At 60.4% G+C, this 18,520-nt stretch carries 23 protein-coding genes; 16 read left to right on the forward strand and 7 right to left on the reverse strand.

What is annotated here, in order from left to right:
* The first annotated feature begins 16 nt into the window (after nt 1–16).
* The 3 genes from SynPROSU1_RS13550 to glp are packed head-to-tail and all read left to right on the forward strand — an operon-like array spanning nt 17 to nt 2,422.
* Complete coding sequence (locus SynPROSU1_RS13550; protein WP_186570951.1) at nt 17–715, forward strand: carbonic anhydrase; 699 nt, start codon at nt 17–19, stop codon at nt 713–715.
* Nucleotides 712–1,188 (forward strand): cyclic pyranopterin monophosphate synthase MoaC, encoded by a 477-nt coding sequence (gene moaC, locus SynPROSU1_RS13555; protein ID WP_186570952.1) that lies wholly within the window; start codon nt 712–714, stop codon nt 1,186–1,188. The genes SynPROSU1_RS13550 and moaC overlap by 4 nt, the downstream gene beginning before the upstream one ends.
* Nucleotides 1,172–2,422: a gephyrin-like molybdotransferase Glp gene (gene glp / locus SynPROSU1_RS13560; RefSeq protein ID WP_186570953.1), complete on the forward strand. Its 1,251-nt coding sequence runs from the start codon at nt 1,172–1,174 to the stop codon at nt 2,420–2,422. Before moaC ends, glp begins: the two co-directional genes overlap by 17 nt.
* Here the strand turns inward: glp and SynPROSU1_RS13565 are convergent.
* Nucleotides 2,419–3,216 (reverse strand): DUF3598 family protein, encoded by a 798-nt coding sequence (locus SynPROSU1_RS13565; protein ID WP_186570954.1) that lies wholly within the window; start codon nt 3,214–3,216, stop codon nt 2,419–2,421. The genes glp and SynPROSU1_RS13565 overlap by 4 nt on opposite strands.
* A 60-nt stretch (nt 3,217–3,276) precedes the next feature.
* Here SynPROSU1_RS13565 and SynPROSU1_RS13570 point away from each other — a divergent pair, with 60 nt between their 5' ends.
* A complete protein-coding gene (locus tag SynPROSU1_RS13570; RefSeq protein WP_186572422.1) occupies nt 3,277–4,140 on the forward strand; it encodes an NAD-dependent epimerase/dehydratase family protein in 864 nt (287 codons plus the stop codon).
* On the opposite strand, the gene SynPROSU1_RS13575 is transcribed toward SynPROSU1_RS13570, so the two are convergent.
* Entirely contained in the window at nt 4,104–4,532 is a 429-nt protein-coding gene (locus SynPROSU1_RS13575; RefSeq protein WP_186570955.1) for a molybdenum cofactor biosynthesis protein MoaE, read from the reverse strand. The two genes, SynPROSU1_RS13570 and SynPROSU1_RS13575, sit on opposite strands and share 37 nt — an antisense overlap.
* 3 nt (nt 4,533–4,535) lie before the next feature.
* Nucleotides 4,536–4,772, reverse strand: coding sequence for a MoaD/ThiS family protein (locus SynPROSU1_RS13580; protein ID WP_115024668.1), 237 nt, complete (start codon nt 4,770–4,772; stop codon nt 4,536–4,538).
* 45 nt (nt 4,773–4,817) lie between these two features.
* Between SynPROSU1_RS13580 and moaB the strand changes: the two genes are divergently transcribed.
* The gene (gene moaB / locus SynPROSU1_RS13585; protein ID WP_186570956.1) at nt 4,818–5,315 is read left to right on the forward strand and encodes a molybdenum cofactor biosynthesis protein B; all 498 of its coding nucleotides are present in this window, start codon (nt 4,818–4,820) and stop codon (nt 5,313–5,315) included.
* Between the two features lie 11 nt (nt 5,316–5,326).
* On the opposite strand, the gene cobA is transcribed toward moaB, so the two are convergent.
* Together cobA and SynPROSU1_RS13595 are read right to left on the reverse strand one after the other, a co-directional pair.
* Nucleotides 5,327–6,115, reverse strand: coding sequence for a uroporphyrinogen-III C-methyltransferase (gene cobA, locus SynPROSU1_RS13590; RefSeq protein WP_186570957.1), 789 nt, complete (start codon nt 6,113–6,115; stop codon nt 5,327–5,329).
* Complete coding sequence (locus SynPROSU1_RS13595; protein ID WP_186570958.1) at nt 6,112–6,774, reverse strand: DNA mismatch repair protein MutS; 663 nt, start codon at nt 6,772–6,774, stop codon at nt 6,112–6,114. The genes cobA and SynPROSU1_RS13595 overlap by 4 nt, the downstream gene beginning before the upstream one ends.
* Before the next feature lie 27 nt (nt 6,775–6,801).
* Between SynPROSU1_RS13595 and SynPROSU1_RS13600 the strand changes: the two genes are divergently transcribed.
* From SynPROSU1_RS13600 to SynPROSU1_RS13620, 5 genes are all read left to right on the forward strand, one after another.
* A complete protein-coding gene (locus SynPROSU1_RS13600; protein ID WP_186572434.1) occupies nt 6,802–7,068 on the forward strand; it encodes a hypothetical protein in 267 nt (88 codons plus the stop codon).
* A 257-nt stretch (nt 7,069–7,325) separates the two neighbouring features.
* Nucleotides 7,326–8,867, forward strand: a complete 1,542-nt coding sequence (locus tag SynPROSU1_RS13605; RefSeq protein ID WP_186570959.1) for a ferredoxin--nitrite reductase — start codon at nt 7,326–7,328, stop codon at nt 8,865–8,867.
* 72 nt (nt 8,868–8,939) lie between these two features.
* Entirely contained in the window at nt 8,940–9,074 is a 135-nt protein-coding gene (locus SynPROSU1_RS13610) for a hypothetical protein (RefSeq protein WP_006851080.1), read from the forward strand.
* Between the two features lie 34 nt (nt 9,075–9,108).
* Nucleotides 9,109–9,996, forward strand: coding sequence for a formate/nitrite transporter family protein (locus SynPROSU1_RS13615; RefSeq protein WP_186570960.1), 888 nt, complete (start codon nt 9,109–9,111; stop codon nt 9,994–9,996).
* Nucleotides 9,997–10,003: 7 nt separating this feature from the next.
* Nucleotides 10,004–10,726, forward strand: a complete 723-nt coding sequence (locus tag SynPROSU1_RS13620; protein ID WP_186572423.1) for a HEAT repeat domain-containing protein — start codon at nt 10,004–10,006, stop codon at nt 10,724–10,726.
* A gap of 53 nt (nt 10,727–10,779) precedes the next feature.
* On the opposite strand, the gene cynS is transcribed toward SynPROSU1_RS13620, so the two are convergent.
* Nucleotides 10,780–11,265 (reverse strand): cyanase, encoded by a 486-nt coding sequence (gene cynS / locus SynPROSU1_RS13625; RefSeq protein ID WP_186570961.1) that lies wholly within the window; start codon nt 11,263–11,265, stop codon nt 10,780–10,782.
* A gap of 216 nt (nt 11,266–11,481) precedes the next feature.
* Here cynS and SynPROSU1_RS13630 point away from each other — a divergent pair, with 216 nt between their 5' ends.
* Complete coding sequence (locus SynPROSU1_RS13630) at nt 11,482–11,631, forward strand: cyanate hydratase (RefSeq protein WP_255444703.1); 150 nt, start codon at nt 11,482–11,484, stop codon at nt 11,629–11,631.
* Between the two features lie 72 nt (nt 11,632–11,703).
* A complete protein-coding gene (locus SynPROSU1_RS13635; RefSeq protein ID WP_186570963.1) occupies nt 11,704–12,774 on the forward strand; it encodes an anthranilate phosphoribosyltransferase family protein in 1,071 nt (356 codons plus the stop codon).
* Here the strand turns inward: SynPROSU1_RS13635 and SynPROSU1_RS13640 are convergent.
* Nucleotides 12,735–13,202, reverse strand: a complete 468-nt coding sequence (locus tag SynPROSU1_RS13640; RefSeq protein ID WP_186570964.1) for a GNAT family N-acetyltransferase — start codon at nt 13,200–13,202, stop codon at nt 12,735–12,737. The two genes, SynPROSU1_RS13635 and SynPROSU1_RS13640, sit on opposite strands and share 40 nt — an antisense overlap.
* On the opposite strand from SynPROSU1_RS13640, the gene SynPROSU1_RS13645 reads away from it, so the two are divergent.
* From SynPROSU1_RS13645 to SynPROSU1_RS13660, 4 genes are all read left to right on the forward strand, one after another.
* A complete protein-coding gene (locus SynPROSU1_RS13645) occupies nt 13,201–14,490 on the forward strand; it encodes an MFS transporter (protein ID WP_186570965.1) in 1,290 nt (429 codons plus the stop codon). The two genes, SynPROSU1_RS13640 and SynPROSU1_RS13645, sit on opposite strands and share 2 nt — an antisense overlap.
* Nucleotides 14,491–16,674, forward strand: coding sequence for a polyphosphate kinase 1 (gene ppk1 / locus SynPROSU1_RS13650; RefSeq protein ID WP_255444705.1), 2,184 nt, complete (start codon nt 14,491–14,493; stop codon nt 16,672–16,674).
* Between the two features lie 203 nt (nt 16,675–16,877).
* Nucleotides 16,878–17,864 (forward strand): RpoD/SigA family RNA polymerase sigma factor, encoded by a 987-nt coding sequence (locus tag SynPROSU1_RS13655; RefSeq protein WP_186570967.1) that lies wholly within the window; start codon nt 16,878–16,880, stop codon nt 17,862–17,864.
* A 5-nt stretch (nt 17,865–17,869) separates the two neighbouring features.
* Nucleotides 17,870–18,520, forward strand: coding sequence for a diacylglycerol/polyprenol kinase family protein (locus SynPROSU1_RS13660; protein ID WP_255444706.1), 651 nt, complete (start codon nt 17,870–17,872; stop codon nt 18,518–18,520).

The raw sequence follows: 18,520 nt of genomic DNA on the forward strand, positions 1-18,520 counted from the left end.
CACATAGGCTGCCGGCATGGGGATTCAGCGCCGTCACTTCCTCCAGCAAACGGGCGGTCTGGCCTTAGCCGCCCTGATGCAGGCGCGGCCTGTTGAAGCAGCTGAAGACGGGTTCTGCGTTCCTGATGATCCACTCCAGGCTCTGATGGCGGGAAACCGCCGGTTTGCAGAGGCTTGGCGCAGGGCCGATCAAAACAACTGGGCCACACAGCAAGCACCCAGTCCAGACCCACGCTGCTTCAACTCCCCTCGAGCTTTGGCCAAAAGCCAGCACCCCTGGGCGACTGTGCTCACCTGCTCTGATTCACGGGTATCGCCGAGCTGGGTGTTCGACACCACCCCTGGAGACCTATTCGTGATTCGCAACGCCGGCAACAGCGCGTTTGACGAAGCGATCGCTTCGGTGGAGTACGGCGTCAGCGTTCTCAAGACGCCACTGGTGATGGTGATGGGACACAGCGGCTGCGGAGCCGTCACGGCAGCGATGGACGCCAACCCGCTCACCCCTTCGCTGGACCGGCTAATCCAACCCATCCAGGAGAGCATCAACGGCAGCAGCGATCTGGCGGAGGCCGTCAGGAGCAATGCCCTCGCCAGCGCCTCCACGCTGATCCAACGCAGCGCCGTTCTGGCCGATGCCAAAACCAGCGGTGCGCTGAAACTGGTGGTGGGTTATTTCCAACTCAGCAGCGGTGTTGTCACCTTGATCGAATGACGCAAAACCTGAGTCATCTGAACCAGCAAGGCGAGGTTCACATGGTGGATGTGGGGGACCGTCCGGCCACCAACCGCGAGGCCCATGCCCGTGGGGCCATTCGCATGGAAGCCACAACCCTCGGCCTGATCCAGCGGGGCGAGACACCAAAAGGAGATCTTCTGGCGGTCGCCCGGGTGGCGGCCATCCAGGCAGCCAAACGAACCTGGGAACTGATTCCCCTGTGCCACCCACTGCCGCTCAGTGGCATGGATGTGACGATCGACGCCGACGCATCGCTGCCTGGCCTGGTCGTCAACTGCCGTTGCCGCACCACAGGCCAGACCGGGGTGGAAATGGAAGCGATGACGGCGGTGTCCGTGGGGTTGCTGACCCTTTACGACATGCTCAAGGCCGTCGATCCAGCCATGACGATCGAGGCGATCCAACTGGAGTTCAAAGAAGGTGGGCGGAACGGTGTCTGGAAACGCTGAGCCCTACGGACGCGAAGGGCTCCCCCTGGAGGAGGCACGTCGACGGGTTCTGGCGGCGATCCAACCGATCACGGCGACCAGCACGGTGCCCCTGCAGGAGGCCCTCGGCCGCATGAGCGCAATGGCAGTGCAAGCCACCGCAGCCGTTCCCGGGTTCCGGGCTTCGATCATGGACGGCTACGCCCTGGGGCAGAGCCACCAGCCCAAGCTCCGAGAGACCTGGCAGCTAAAAGGACGCTCCGCCGCCGGCCAACCCTTCAACGGGACCCTCGTGAACGGCGATGCGATTCGGATCCTCACCGGAGCTCCACTCCCGGACGGTGCTGGCTGGGTGCTGCCCCAGGAGCTGATCACCGTGGACGGCACCACCATCCAGCTGGCGAAAGACGCATCGGATCGTCCCTGGATTCGCCCCGAGGATGAGGAATGCCGACCAGGAGACCTGCTGCTGGCCGCTGGACGGCGCCTGGGTTCAGCCGATCTCGCACGGCTCGCCGGCTGCGGCATCGCCGAGTTAACCGTTGCGAAGCAACCCCGCATCGGGCTGCTGATCAGCGGGGACGAGCTGGTGCCACCCGGAACAGCGCGGCACCCCGGTGCCATCTGGGAGAGCAACGGCACGCTTCTGGAGACGATGCTCCAGGCCCTCGGGCAGTCGGTGACCCAGCGACGGGTGGTGGCCGATCAACCCAACGCCCTGCGGCAGGCCCTGCTTGATCTGGCCAACGACTGCGACGTGGTGGTGAGCACCGGCGGCGTCTCCGCCGGTGACACCGATTGGATCCGACCGCTGGTGGCGGAGCTGGGTGCCGTGGACTTCTGGAAACTGTTCCTTCGCCCGGGTCGCCCCTTCGCCTTTGGAAGCATCGGTGAGGGCGTGCCATTTTTCGGACTACCAGGCAATCCGGTGGCGGCGGCGGTCACCGCTCTGCAACTGCTCTGGCCCGCTCTGCAGGTCCTGGAGGGCCAGACCGAACCGGAGCTGTTCCCCCGGGTGATGGTGGAACTCGCCGACCCGTTGTCCCGCCGACCGGGACGGCCGGAACTGGCCCGGGCCCGCCTTGACACCAACGCCGCAGGCACGCTGCTGGCACGGGTGGATGGCTCGCAGGCCTCCTCCAGGATCGGCTCCCTGCAACACGCCGATCTGCTGTTGGAACTGCCGGCGGAGGCCGGCTCGCTGGAGAGCGGCACCCGCCTCTGGGCACAGGTGATCCGTCAGCGGATTTTCTAAGCCTCATCAGACCGAAAGCGTCGACGCTCCCAGGCCATGAGCTGGCCCGATGCATCGAAATGGATGCTGATCTGCTGAAACAACTCAGCGCCGAGACGCCCACCGATCTCAAGGCTGAAGGGCTGCTCCGGTATCTCACTGGGCACCGAGAACACCAAGCCGTCGGGCATCACGGCTGAGCAGTCGTTGTGCAACAGCTGGCTTGGATCGAAGACCAGTGGAGCGGCATCCTCAGCCTGGCCGTTCACCCCCACTTGCGGCCTGAGCATCTGCCGCTTGCCACTCCATCCCTGCACCGGCGCCAGCAGGGCCTCGGGTGTCCCGCCCGCGGGACGGTCGGGTTCCGGATCGGTGCTGTTCAAGCAACGGAAACCCACCGCTCCAACGCGCTGCAAACGCCAACGGCCGTTCCGCGGTTCCCAGAGCAGCACCAGCATCGAGCGGGAGCGACCGCAGAACAGGTTGATCTCGTGGCCGAAGCGCGGACGATCGGCATCCAAGCCAAGGCTGGACTGGCCCCCCGCCCCGGGAAACTGCCAGCAAACGCCAGCGGCGTTGTAGGTGGCTCGACTGATGGGATAGGTGGCCAGGCCACCGGGAGCAAACGCCAGACCCGAGCCATCCCACACCCCGTGGTCGTCATCGGAAAAGGAAATCACGTAGGTGGTGGGGTCAATCCGGCGCGACGGACGCTGCAGATCCAATCGATTGCTGCCGTCCCGTTCAAACCAGTGGCCACAGCCCTGCCAGTGGCCGGCGAAATTGCGGCGGTTGAGGGTCCATTGATCAGTCATGTCAGTGACGGCATGGAGCAGTCGATCTTCTTAAGGTCGCTGCAACAGCCATCCCCCGCCATGGACCTGACCATCGTTGGCTGCGGGTATTTGGGGCTCGCCCTAGCGGAGCGGCTGCAACTGAGACGGCCACAGCTGAGGCTGACACTGACCACCACCACCAGCGAACGGCTGGAACAACTCAGCCCCCTGGCGGATCGGGTGCAGGTGTGCGACGCCACCGACCCCGCCCAATTGCTGGACGCACTGCGACAAAGCAGCAGCGCGGTGTTTTGTCTGGGTCCCAAAGGAGATCGCCAGGTGGATACCAACGGCTATCGCCACACCTTCGTCGACAGCTTCCGCTGCCTGATGTCGCTGTTGCCACAACTGCCAAATCTGCGACAGATCGTCTACACGAGCAGTTGCTCGGTGTACGGCGATGCCCAGGGTGGCTGGGTGGATGAAGAAACGCCAGCCGAGCCAGGCCGTGGCCATGGCGATGTTCTGCTTGAAAGCGAGCAATTGCTCAGCGGCATCAGCGACCGGCGGGTGTGCATCCTGCGCCTCGGAGCGCTGTATGGCCCCGGACGCGAGCTTGATCGACGCTTGCGCGGGCTCGCCGGAGTAGAACGCCCCGGCAACGGAGCCTCCTACAGCAACTGGCTGCACGTGGCGGATGCCGCCGGTGCCCTGGAAGCAGCACTTGATGGTGAATGGATCGGCGTGGTGAATGTGGTTAATGACGAACCAATTCGACTGCGGGATCTGGTGGGGAAGAGCCTGCAGCGCCAGGGTTTGGCGCCCGTGCACTGGCTTGGACACGACGAACCAGGGTCAGCGGGCCGACGGATCCGCAACACCCGACTCAAACAGCTGGGTTACGAACTGCAGCACCCAAACGTTGATCAGAGCGGTGTGTTCTCCGCCAGCCAGGTGCCCTGACCAGCGCACCACTCCCGCTTCCAGAATGGGGCCTGGTGCTTGAGATGCTCCAAAAGGGCGGCTGAGCAGCGCTGCGCCGCACCACGACGATCCGCCTGCACTGCGACCAGAACGATCGGGTCTCCAGGGGCGAGCCTCCCCACCCGATGCAGCACCAAAATCGGCCCTACCCGGTGCTCGTGCTGCAAACGCTGCGCCATGGCCGTGATCTGACGTTCGCAAAGGCCAGGGAAGTGCTCCAGCTCAAGCGCCTGCAGAGGCCTGCCATCCATGGTGGTGGGACGCACCCGACCAATGAAGATCGCCGCGGCCGCGGCATCCCCACTCCAGATCGCGAGCTGCTGCCAAGGATCAAAGGGATCCGGGCACACCTCCACACAACAACTGGTCATGCTTCAACCCCCCGTGAACGGTGGAAGGAACGCCAGCTCATCACCGGCCTGCAACCGCTGATTGGCACCAACCAACTCCTGGTTGACCGCGATGCTGATGCCCTCCAGCGGGCCAAGATCCAACTGGTTCCAGACCTCACGGGCCGTCGATACCCCTGGCGTGAAGGGGAGGGAACGCTCGGCCCAACCGGCGCGTTCTCGCAGGGAAGCGAACAGCAGCACCTTCAGCACCGCGTCCATGGCAGCTGGAGCGGTTCTAGCGTCCGAAGGCTCCGCCGCTGTGCCATGGGCCTGTCCATCGCCCTGCTCACCATCTCCGACACACGCACCCTTTCGGACGACAGCAGCGGAGATCAGCTGCTGCGCAGCCTTGAAGCCGCCGACCATCGGCTTCACGAGCGACAACTCTGCCCGGATGATCGCTATCAAATCCGCCGTGAGCTGAGCCGCTGGATCGCTGATCCCGCGGTTGATGTGGTGATCACATGCGGCGGTACCGGCTTGACCGGCCGCGATGGCACCCCTGAAGCCGTGGCACCTCTGCTGGACAAAACAATCGAAGGATTCGGAGAACTGTTTCGCGTGCTCTCGTTCGAGCGCATCGGCACCAGCACCCTGCAAAGCCGCTGCCTTGCCGGCGTGGCCAACAGCACCTTTGTTTTTGTGCTGCCGGGATCTCTGGATGCGGTGACTACAGCTTGGGACCGACTCATCCGAGCTCAGCTGGATGCCGACACCCGCCCCTGCAACCTGGCCCAGCTCCGGGCTCGCTTGAAGGAATAGAGCGGGGATGGTCAGAACGGAATCGGCATCGTGACCGCTGCCGGTGTGGGCATGCAGGCTTCAACCTGCTGATCAATCACCTCACCCACCACAACAATCGAGGGTGACTTGAAGGCTTGCGATCGGCATTGATCAGCAACGTCAACCAAGGTTGCTTTGAGGCAACGCTGCCCCGCCACCGTGCCCTGCTGGATCACCGCCACAGGGGTTGTCGCGGCCAAACCACCCGCCAGCAGTTCCTCCGCAATCCGGGGCAGGTTGTGCAGCCCCATGTAGATCACCAATCCGTCACTGGCCGCGGCCAAGGCACGCCAATCCACAGAGGGACGGCGCTTGTCGATTTCCTCATGACCGGTGACAAAGGTCACCGATGACCCCGCCCGCCGGTGCGTGACGGGAATTCCCGCATAAGCAGGGGCAGCGATGCCGGCCGTCACGCCCGGGACCACCTGAACAGAGATGTTCCTTTCCGCCAAGTAAGCCGCTTCTTCACCTCCACGACCAAACAGAAAGGGATCACCCCCCTTCAACCGCACCACCGTGCTGTGTTTCTGGGCCATTTCCACGAGCACGGCGTTGGTGCTCGGTTGCGGCACTGAATGATGCCCACGACGCTTGCCGACAAAACGGCGTTCGCAGGCATCAGGGACAAGATCCAGCACTTCCTCGGGCACCAGCGAGTCGTACACCAGGGCATCGCACTCACGAAGCAGCCGATGCGCCTTCAGCGTGAGCAACTCGGGATCGCCAGGACCGGCTCCCACCAGATAAACGGTTCCGGATTGTTCAGCGGTGCTCACGGCAGAGAAACAAGCAGATCGATCAAGGCCTGACGGGTGGGGGGATGCTCCAGCAGAGGAGGCAATCCACCAGCTTCGCTTAGCGCCTCCGTCATGCGATTCGGAGCTAGAGCCAACGGGAGTGGCCGGGCGCGGGGATGGCGCTGCTGGAACTCCGGCCAAGCATCGAAGGAAACCAACGGCAACGCCAATCGAGACGACAGCATCGTGAGAAACCGATCCGCCACACCTGGACGGAGAGGATGGTGCACCAGCACGGCATCACGGCGTTCAGGCAGAGGAAGCGCTGACAGCACAGCGTCCCACCAGGAGGTCCATGCACCAAGAAAGGGCAGCAAACGCACACTGGCCCCAACTCCATGAAGCCTGTCCCGAATTGCCGGCACGTCCGTTCGGGCGTGAGCTCCAGGCAGCAACAGCAAAGGAACGATCCAAGCGGGTTGGAGAGGAGGCGAAACGGCCTGTTCAGCTGTCAGCACCTCGAGCTGTACCGGCGCCGATCGCCGCTGAGCCAGAAGAGGCGGCAGGGATGCCAAACAGTCGGGAACAGCACCGCCACTGCGGCCGTGCACCACGAGATGCAAACCACGCCGTCTCCCATCGGAAGCGTCATTCCGTAGCAATTGCCACGGATCGATGACCCTGCCGGCTGATGTCATCGGGTTGTTCTGAACGTTGAGGAAGTCATGGCGCCCCGCCGTAATTTTGATCGTGCTCCATTGGACAGCCGCTCCTACCGCGAGCCTCTGGACGGAGGAATCGAGCGCTACGACGCCCGGAACGACCGCTACCGCAGGGGATATGACCCCAGGGACGCCCACTACGACCGACGTCTGGACCGCCCGACCGTGCCCTCCGAGCTGGACCAAGACTTCGCTGCGATGAAGCGCGTTTGGCAAATGCTCCGGGCCGGAGCGGTGCGGATGGTTGGCGAAATTGGACGCCAATACTGAGGCCTAAGCAGGTTGCCTTTTACGGCCTCACGGGAACCACCAGATGTAGCCGGAATTACAAATTGGCCAAATCACAGCCCTGCAATCGATCAACACCAAAAGTGTTCTCTTTGTTACGGACCAGGGCTGCCTTCGCGTTGTTAATTCACTCATCCCAACGCTCCCCTTCATTTTGAAGCGTTGCCGGTCTTCGGGCCATCTCGATTGATTCGCGCCTCGTCTTTGAGCAATCAATCCGCCCACTTTTCAATCGACTTATGACTACTAGCTCTCCCTCCAGGCCTTACCTGGATGGCAAGAAGCTCAACAAGATCGAGCAGAACAAGGCGGCCAAAGATGGCCTGTTGGTCGGTAGCGAGATTGAAAAATTCGCAGAACTCGGCTGGGAGCAGGTGGATGAGACCGACCTTCAACTGCGTTTGAAGTGGTACGGCATGTTCTGGCGTCCGAAAACGCCAGGCAAGTTCATGCTCCGCCTGCGTGTGCCCAATGGAGTACTGACCTCAGATCAACTTCGTGTGGTTGGTTCGATCGTCGAGCGCTACGGCGAAAACGGCAGTTGCGACATCACCACGCGGCAGAACCTGCAGTTGCGTGGTGTGCTGCTGGGCGACCTGCCAGAGATTCTTAAACGACTAACGGAAGCAGGTCTTAGCACGATTCAATCCGGCTTCGACAATCCCCGCAACGTCACTGGCAACCCAATCGCCGGAATCGATCCCAACGAGATCGTCGACACGCGGCCCTACACAACCGAGCTGCAGAACTTCCTCACCAACAACTGCCAAGGCAACCCGGAGTATTCCAACTTGCCCCGCAAGTGGAACACAGCCGTTGCAGGGGCGAAGGACAACTTCCTGCTCCACAACGACATCGTCTTCCACCCCGTGGAACGAGATGGGGTGATGGGATTTGGCGTGTGGATCGGCGGTGTTCTGTCATCGCAGATGAACGCCTATGCCGTTCCCCTGAACGCCTGGGTGAAGCCAGACGAAATCTGCAAGATGACCGACGCCGTGATCCGGCTCTGGCGCGACAACGGCGAACGGGACAAGCGCCCCAAAGGCCGCTTCCGCCTCTATCTGGATCAGGTGGGCCACGACGTGTTCCGCAGCCAAGTGGAAGAACTCTTCGGTCCGCTGACACCGGATCCTGGCTCCGTGTTCAACACCACGCCCCGCTCCCACTACGGATTCCACCCGCAGAAACAGGAGGGCCTGTCCTACGCCGGTCTGCACGTTCCAGTCGGCCGCCTGACCGCCCAGGATCTTCAGGATTTGGCCACCGCAAGCCTCAACTACGGCAGTGGTGAGGTGCGTCTTACCGAAGATCAGAACGTCATCCTCGTGGGCCTTGCGAACGACAAGCTCGACGCCCTGAAAGCCGACACCCTGGTGCAGCGCTTCCCGCTGGAGCCCGGCCATATCGCTGCCGGAACGGTGTCCTGCACCGGCAACACCTACTGCGGCTTCGCCCTCACCAACACCAAGGACCAAGCTCTCGAGGCGGCCAAAGAACTCGACAAAGAGCTCAATCTCCCCGAGGAGCTGAAGATCCATTGGACCGGCTGCCCCAACACCTGCGGACAGGCCTACATGGGTGCCATCGGCCTCACCGGCACCAAGGCAAAAAACAGCGAGGGAGTCATGGGTGAGGGCTACACGATGACCATCGGCGGTTCCCAAGGCGCCAACCCAAGCATCGGCGAAATCCACCGCAAGGCCATCCCCGCCGATGAGATCAAGGCAGCGCTGAAAGAGGTGTTGATCGACAAATTCGGGGCCACCCCGAAGGCCTGATCGCTGTCGTCGCCGTGACGCTTCCTTTCGAAGTCACGGCTCCAACGCAACGACCACTTCCCCCTCACCGTCATGGCCAACCGCAACGACGTGTTCTCTCGTTTCGTCAACTGGCTTAGTGCCAGTGGTCGCGACGGAGCCGCCATCAACCGTCAGGGCGGCAGCCCTGATCTGTTCTCCCGCCTGATGAACCGCATCAGCGGCTGACATCAAACCTTCGTCCAACTCTCAATCTCAACCGATGGACTACGTCCTACCCAATGAGCTTGTCGACGGCATGATTGCCGCCGGCGGCAAAAAATCAACGGTCAGCGTGAAGAACCTGCTGATCCGCGGCTTTTACTCCGGAGCCATTCTTGGCCTGGCGGTGATCCTGGCCCTGACCGTGGGCATCACCGTGAAAGCGCCCTTCGTCGGCTCACTTCTATTCCCCTTCGGCTTCGCCAGCATCGTGCTGTTTGGCATGGAGCTGGTCACCGGCAACTTTGCGCTGCTGCCGATGGCCACCTGGGCTGGCAAAAGCACCTGGGGCGCCACCTTCCGCAATTGGGTCTGGGTCTGGATCGGTAACTGGATCGGCACCGCAGTTGTGGCCGTGATCATGGCGATCAGCCTCACCAGCGGCACCATGGATGGCGCTGCTGACAATGTCGGCCCGCCGATCTGGGATGCCGTGGCCCAGAAGATCATGGCTCTCAATCAAATCAACGTTGAGAAGAAGTACGAGGCCCTGGGAAGCATGGGCTTTTTCCTCGCCTTCCTGCGCGGACTGGTGGCCAACTGGCTGGTCTGCCTTGGCGTAACCATGGCTCTGGTGAGCAAGAGCGTTCCTGGCAAAATCCTGGCCTGCTGGCTTCCGATCACGGCCTTCCAATCGATGGGCATGGAGCACATCGTGGTGAACCAGTTCCTGCACACCGCTGGGCCGATCCTTGGTTCAGGTGTCCCCTTCACCAAGGTGATCTTCTGGAACTTCCTGCCGGTCACCCTGGGCAACATCGTGGGCGGCATGGTGTTCATCGGCATGCTCTTCTACAGCACCCACCGCACACATATGGAGAACGTGCTGCCGACCGAGCACGATGAAAAGCTGGAGCGTGAGCTCGCTGCTGAACTGGGTGCCCGCTGATCCATCGATGAACGACGAAGCCGTTCTCTGGGAACGGCTCGCCCGATCACGACGCGCTCCTTTGGAGCCCGCTTGGCTGGGGGAGGTCTACTCCCCCAGCCTTTCTGTTGATCTGCAGCGAGCCCTCTGCGAAAAACTGGGGATGCAGGCCGAGCGGGGCTGGCCCGTCATCCAAGAACTCCTCGCCAACCATGGGGTTCTGCCTGATTTGGTCATGGCAGCAGGGCTGTGCCACCAGAGCGAAGCCCGCGATTGGTTGTTAGTTCAACTCGAGCAAACCTCGGACAACGAGGACGCCAACCTGCTAGTGGTTCAGGCTCTGGCCTGCTGGGGAGCCGAGGTTCCGGAATCAGTTGTGGTGAATTGCCTGCATCACCCAGGCCAACTGCACCGCCTCGCCGGTCTGCAACTGCTCAGCTTCCGGTCCCACTGCCTCGACGACGGCGAACTGCTGCAGTTCTGCCAAGAAGTCTTGAATGATTTTCGCGATCCAGTCGTTGTGGCCGCTATTCGGGTTCTGCAACGCCGCGATGGCGTATTGATCAGCGAAAAGCTGGCAGAACTGTGTCGCAACGGTTCCCTCCCTGTTGCAGAGGCAGCATTCCGCGCGCTGGGTTGCATCGCCACACCTGCCAGTCAGCGCTGTCTGCTGGAACTGAGCGAAGAACTGAATGACGACACTCGAAGGAAGATGGCAAGCACCCAGCTCAGCCAACAGTTCCGCCCATAAAAAAACCCCGCTTTTGCGGGGCCTTGATGTCTTTAATCAAGACAACTGGTTGTTCACCACTTTTTGTAAGGCAGAAACTTGCCGCACATGGTGATTTTGACCCGATCACCTTTGGGATCTTCCACTTTGTCGACATCGAGGGTGAAATCGATCGCGCTCATGATGCCATCACCAAAGTGTTCCTGGATGACATCCTTCAGAGGCATTCCATAGACCTGCATGATCTCGTAGAAGCGATAGATCAAGGGATCGGTGGGGATCACAGGATCAAGACTTCCCTTGGTGGGGAACTCCTGCAAAGCCGCAGTGATGGCCGGATCAAGGGAGAGAAGCGCAGCCAGCTTGTCAGCCTCTTCCTTGGAAGCCGTGGCTTGACCGTAGAACAATGAAGCAATCCAGACCTCATCAAGGCCCAAGGCCGCTTCCAGGTCGGCAAAGCTCATGCCCTTGGCTTTCTTGGCAGCCATCAAGGTGGCAGTGACGGTCTCCTGAGAAGGAGCTGACAACGACGGGGTCGAAGGAACAGCTGAAACAGTCATGATTAAACGAAAAGTTGTTATGGCCGCCTCAAAAACAGCGTCCCGAACCGGAACGTCTCAGCAGCTCAGAAACTGTTGCGCAAACACTGACTTAACAATGAAGCATCAACTACAAAACAACAGCCTGTTTTGAAGCAACAAGCACAGCCAACAGGGTCGTGCTGCGAGTGAAATCAACGTCAACGCAGGATTCCAATGAGCCAATTTTTTCAATCCATGGCCACCCTGCTCCAAGCGCAATTCCTTCCCGCGACCACAGCCCCCCAACTGATGCTCGAACGGCTCTATTACGCCGAAGGCCGCCATCACCCAGAGCATCCACGGCATGGCAGCTTCGAGGGGTTATCGCGGCTGAGCAGGCCCTGATCTTTCGTAGCAATTGCTACCTCTATTGGGTCAGTCGCTCCTGAAGACTGACCACAGCTTCAGGCCGGACCTTTGACGAGCGCAGTTCTCTCCGGCCGAGACCGCTTCAAACAGCACCTGCGCAAGGTGGGAAGCGGTGAACACACCAGCAAAGGCATGAGTCGCGAGGAAGCGGCTGATGCCATGGAGCTGATGCTGCAGGGCGAAGCGACGCCAGCACAGATCGGCGCCTTTCTGATTGCCCATCGCATCCGCCGGCCCGAACCCCAGGAACTCACGGGCATGTTGGACACCTACCGCGCCCATGGTCCGGTGCTGCAATCCGCAGGCGGCAATCGAGCACCGCTGTGTTTCGGCATGCCGTACGACGGGCGCACGCGGACAGCACCGATCTACCCACTCACCACACTGGTGCTTTTGGCCTGTGGCCAGCCGGTGGTTCTACAGGGCGGTGACCGGATGCCGATCAAATACGGCGTCACCGCTGCGGATCTGTTCCGCCTCCTTAATCTCGACCTCACGGGCCTGCCAATCAGCGTTGTTGCAGACGGCTTCCAGCAGAACGGCTTCGCCCTGATCCATCAACCGGATCACTTTCCCATTGCGGAAACACTGATCGGTTACCGCGAAGAACTGGGCAAGCGCCCCCCGGTCGCCAGTCTGGAACTGCTCTGGACTCCCCATCAAGGCGACCACCTTCTCGTCAGTGGCTTTGTACACCCCCCTACCGAAGCCCGCGCCTGGGAAGCCCTCAAGCAAGGCGGCGAGACCGATATCCTCACTGTGAAAGGTTTGGAGGGAGGAACCGACCTCCCGATCGGCCGGGCCTGCATCACGGCACGGGTGCGGAACGGTGAAGCGGAGCGGTTAATCCTGCATCCCCGCGACCATGGTTGCCATGACGCCGACGTCGAATGGGCTGACGAAAGCACCTGGGCCGAGCAGGCGCTGAACGCCCTGCAGAACAAAGGCCCTCTCTGCGATGCCCTGCGCTGGAATGCCGGCGCCTATTTGTGGTTCTCCGGTTGCAGTGAATCCCTGGAACAGGGCATTCAACGGGCGGAATCCGTCATGCAGACGGGCAAGGCCCAAGCCAGGCTGGATCAACTGTGCGCTTGGCGAAGCAGCTTGACCATCCGATAGCGCTCAAAAGGAACGCCTCCGATCAGGATCGTTTCCGGAGACTCCACCCGCCAGCCAAGGCGCTCCAGCAACGGTCGGCTGAACTGACTGGCCTCCGTGCGGAAATGACGGATTCCCGCCGCCCTCGCATCCGCTTCAATCTGATTGAGAAGTGCACTGCCATGGCCGCGCCGCGATGCCCGACCTCGGCAGTAGAGCAGCGACAGACGGTCTTCAGGATGACGGATCGCAAACGCTGAACCATCGGTGGTGAGCCATCCCGAGCCCTCACGGAACGTGGCGTCGAGCACGCCGGGCAACCACGCCAAAGCAGCCCAGGCCCTGACTTGTGCGTCGGTATAGAGAAGAGGCGCCTGCGATTCGATCGCGTCGGCATAGATCTCCCGCAGAAGCGCTTGATCCTCCGGAGCAATCGGACGCAAAGCCATGGCAGCCGCCTGTTGGAATGTGAGTCTCACCTGCGTGGCAGCCAGCTTGCAGCGTCCTCGGATTCCCACACTGCTCAGCGCATTCCTCACGCTGCTCAACGACCGACTCAGCGAGAGCATTGTTTTTCCACTGTTGCCATTTCTGCTGGCCCAGTTCGCTCCAGACGGGCGAACCCTTGGTTTGCTAGCGGGAAGCTATGCACTCGCTCAGTTCCTGGTCACCCCGTTGATCGGAGCGCTGAGTGATCGTTACGGGCGGCGACCCGTGATCAGCATCTGCGTCGCAGGCTCCGTGCTGGGACTCGGGCTGTTTGCGGTGACCGTTTCGCTGCCTTGGCCTAGCCAAAGCCTTCTGCCCCTGATGCTGCTGTTCGCAGCACGCATCATTGACGGCATCAGTGGCGGAACAGCTGCAACGGCCAGCGCAGTGTTGGCCGACATCACGCCTCCCGACAAGCGGGCCCGTGCCTTCGGATTGATCGGCGTGGCCTTTGGCTTGGGTTTCATCCTTGGCCCCTTCGTCGGTGGACAACTGGCCCGGGTGGCAGTGGCACTCCCCGTTTGGATCGCCACAGCATTCGCTGCACTCAACCTCTTGGTGGTGCTCAATCTGCTGCCGGAAACCCATCCCCAGGACTCCCGCAAAAGCCTTCCCAGAAAACGCGACTTGAATCCATTTGCACGGCTGAGCCAAGTGCTGATGAACCCAAGCGTGGGTCGACTCTGCGCTGCATTTTTCCTGTTCTTCCTGGCCTTCAATGGATTCACAGCCATCCTTGTGCTCTATTTCAAGCAGCGCTTCGGCTGGGGCCCTGAGCTGGCCACCACAGCATTCCTGGTGGTGGGGGTGGTTGCCACCGTGGTGCAGGGAGGGCTGATCGGTCCTCTCGTGAAACGGTTTGGTGAATGGCGCCTGACCTTGATGGGTCTGGGCTTGGTGATCATTGGATGCCTGCTGATCCCCAGCGTGGGCTCATCAGAGCGGGCCGGTGCGATTTTCACCGCCGTTGGAATCCTTGCGCTGGGCACAGGCCTGGTCACACCCAGCCTGCGCAGCCTGGTGTCGCGACGCCTCGGCCGAGAGGGACAAGGCAGCGCCCTGGGAAGCCTTCAGGCCCTGCAAAGTTTGGGCAGTTTTCTCGGCCCACCCTTGGCGGGGTTGAGCTACGACCTGCTCGGTCCGGTGAGTCCCTTTGCAGCGGCGGCAGTTGTGCTGGTGCTCGTGATCGGCCTGGTGGCCGGAAGCCCGCTCCCGGACATCTCCGACACACAACCAAGCGAATCCTGATTGCTACGTTTCAACCAACGAAACGAACGCCAGGCCGTTCAACCCATGTGCGCAGCAGCCCTTGCCCCGGAGCATTACATCAACCGGGAGCTGAGCTGGATCGCCTTCAACGAGAGGGTCTTGGCTCAGGCCCTTGATCCACGCACCCCCTTGCTGGATCAAGCCAAATTCAGCGCCATCTTCAGCAACAACCTCGACGAATTCTTCATGGTTCGCGTGGCGTCCCTGAAGTCACAGGTGGAGGCTGGCGTCAGCAAACCGAGTGAGGATGGCAAGTCACCCCTGGAGCAGCTGCTTGCGATCCGAGAGCAACTCATTCCCCTGCTGAAGCAGCAACAGGTGCATTACCGCCAATACTTGAAGCCGAAGCTGCTGGAACACAACGTTGCGCTGCTCGATTACAAACAACTGAACGACGACCAACGCAACTGGGTTGACAACACCTTCCAGACGTCGGTGTTCCCAGTGCTGACACCCCTGGCTGTCGATCCAGCCCATCCTTTCCCGTTTGTCAGCAACCTGAGCCTGAACGTTGCCGCGGTGGTTGTTGATCCAGAAACAGGTCAACGTCAATTTGCACGGGTCAAAGTTCCGCAGAAGAATCTGGCCCGGTTCATCGCCATCCCCTCAGAACTGAGCGGAACTGAGGACAAACCAGTTCACACCGCCATTGCTCTCGAGCAGGTGATCGCCTTCAACCTTGAGGTGCTGTTTCCCGGCATGACGATCGAAGGTCACTACTTCTTCCGCGTGACGCGGGATGCGGATCTGGAACTGAGGGATCTGGAAGCCGATGACCTGATGCTGGCCCTGGAACAAGGGCTGCGGAAACGACGGATGGGCGGTGAGGTGGTGCGCCTCGAAGTTCCCAACGAGATGCCCAGAGACGTTGTGGAGATGCTGATGACCGGGCTGAGCGTGGAAGAGGAAGACCTTTACGTGATCGATGGACCCCTGGGCCTGGACGACCTCTTCGGGCTGACCGGGCTATCACTGCCGAAACTCAAAAGTCGTACCCAGGGAGGCCAAACACCGGCTGTGCTTGCACGCAGTCAGCAGCACCTGGTTGAAGAGGGCGCGATCAAAGCGGATGAATTCGAATCGATCTTCTCGGTGATTCGCCGTCAAGACATCCTTCTGCATCATCCCTACGAGCTCTTCTCCACAACCGTCGAAGAGTTCATCAATCAGGCAGCGGACGATCCCCAGGTGATGGGCATCAAGATGACGCTCTACCGCACCTCCAAAGACTCTCCGATCATTGCTGCCCTGATCCGTGCTGCTGAAAACGGCAAGCAGGTGATGGCACTGGTGGAGTTGAAAGCGCGATTTGACGAGGACAACAACATTCAATGGGCCCGGCACCTGGAGCAGTCGGGGGTTCACGTTGTCTACGGCGTGCTTGGGCTCAAAACGCACACCAAGATCGTTCTGGTGGTTCGTAAGGAGAAAGAGAAGCTGCAGAGCTATGCGCACATCGGCACTGGCAACTACAACTCAAAAACGTCCAAGCTCTACACCGACCTGGGCCTACTCACAGCCAACCAAGAGCTGGGGCAAGACTTGGTGGAACTATTCAATTACCTCACCGGGTTTTCGAAACAACAAAGCTTCCGTCGGTTGCTCGTGGCCCCCGTCACGTTGCGAAAAGGAATGGAGCTGTTGATCCGCCGAGAGATTGAGCATGCCCAGCAAGGTCGACAGGCTGTGATCCGAGCCAAAATGAATTCCCTGGTTGACCCCAGCATCATTTCGCTGCTCTATGAAGCATCCCAAGCTGGGGTCGTGATCGAATTGATCATTCGGGGCATGTGCAGCTTGTATCCCGGTCGCCAGGGTCTGAGTGAAAACATTCGTGTGATCAGCATCATCGGCCAGTTCCTGGAACACTCCAGAATTTTTTCGTTTGCCAATGGCGGCTCTCCAGAGGTTTATATCGGCAGTGCCGACTGGATGAGCCGCAATCTGGACCGCCGCATTGAAGCGGTCACACCGATCGAAGATCCAGAACATCGCCAAAAACTGGAACGCCTGCTGCAGCTTTACCTGGACGACAACCAGGGCGCCTGGGACATGCAAAGCGACGGCACTTTTGTGCAGCGCAAACCAGAGAACAAGACCTCAGAACGCAATAGCCAGATTGATTTAGTCAAAGAATGGAGCAACGGCATCCAATCCGAATAATTCTTTGGGTTTTCACGCGTCCTGCATCTGTGACATCCGATACAACATTCCTTCAAAAACAAATCTGAAGCGACAACGATCACACCCGCAACAGTTATTTCGAAAGCAAAAAGATTCAGCTCCTGAAATTCTTCCGATTCGAGACAGTCATCGCTGTTGCTCGGTGCTAAGTTCAGCCCAAATTCATTCAGGAGACCAGGGTGATGGGGATCCCTCTGGAATCTTCCGGCACGACACAACAGTCGTCTCGGAAGGAACCTGCGTTGCCGTCCACTGGACGTCGACCATCTGCACGACAGGGAGGGCGGCTAGCGACCGACTCCATCGGTTTTTATCTGAGCAGCATCGGACGTATTCCTCTGCTGACAGCAGCTGAAGAAATCGAGCTTGCACATCATGTGCAAGAGATGAAGCAACTTCAAGAGTTGCCAGAAGAGGAGCAGACCTCCCGACATCGGCACAAAATCCGCATGGGCAAACGGGCCCGAGACCGGATGATGGCAGCCAACCTCCGCCTCGTTGTGAGTGTTGCCAAGAAATACCAGAACCAGGGCCTTGAACTGCTCGACCTGGTTCAAGAAGGTGCCATTGGCTTGGAGCGAGCGGTCGACAAGTTCGACCCCGCCATGGGCTACAAGTTTTCCACCTATGCCTACTGGTGGATTCGCCAGGGCATGACGCGGGCCATCGACAACAGCGCCCGAACCATTCGCCTACCAATCCACATCAGCGAAAAGCTCTCGAAGATGCGTCGCATCTCCCGGGAGCTATCCCATCGCTTCGGTCGTCAACCGAATCGCCTGGAGTTGGCGAGTGCCATGGGAATCGAACCCCGAGAACTGGAAGACCTGATCTCCCAGAGCGCACCCTGTGCGTCGCTGGATGCCCATGCCCGTGGCGAGGAAGATCGCAGCACCCTGGGCGAATTGATCCCAGATCCCAACGGTGAAGAGCCGATGGAAGGGATGGATCGCAGCATCCAGAAGGAACATCTGGGGGGCTGGCTGTCGCAGTTGAACGAGCGCGAGCAGAAGATTCTGCGGTTGCGGTTCGGTCTTGGCGGTGAAGAGCCTCTAACCCTTGCGGAGATCGGTCGTCAGATCAATGTGTCCCGTGAGCGCGTGAGGCAACTCGAGGCCAAAGCGATTCTCAAGCTGCGCGCCATGACCAATCACCAACAAGCCGCCTAAGCAACTTGCTTTCCATCACCGGACCCATCGCCATCCTCTCCTGGATGGCGATGGTGATAGCAGCTGCCGTGGTGTGTCGTCGCCTCAGGCCGAACCAACGGGAACTCAGTCGAAAAGTTGTGCACATCGGAACCGGGGCCGTGGTTCCTTTGGCCTGGGTCTTTCAGATTCCTTTCGTGGTCGCCATCCCTGTTGCGGTGGTGATCACCCTTGCCACGACGATCAATCACCGATGGCGCTTCATCCCCGCCGTTGAGGATATCAATCGCAACAGCTACGGCACGATCGCCTACGGGATAGCGATCACGACCCTGCTCCTGCTCTTCTGGCCAACCCGAGCCGATGCTGTTTCCGCAGGGGTTCTTGCCATGGCCCTGGGAGATGGCCTTGCAGGATTGATCGGCCGCGGCGTTGACTCACCAAAGTGGGTCCTCTTTGGTCAGACCAAATCAACTGTCGGCACCATGACCATGGCGTGTGTCACGGGCCTAGTGCTGATCGGTCTGGCGCATTGGTCAAGGGCTGACCTACCCCTGCCAGCAGCCCTCAGCATGGTGGCCATCGCAACCGGTCTGGAACAGCTCAGCTGGCGCGGACTCGACAACCTCAGCGTTCCCCTCAGCGTTGGAGTGATGTGGAGTCGACTGGTGGTCTGA

The organism is Synechococcus sp. PROS-U-1, assembly GCF_014279755.1.
In the GTDB taxonomy this organism is placed as follows: Bacteria; Cyanobacteriota; Cyanobacteriia; order PCC-6307; family Cyanobiaceae; genus Parasynechococcus.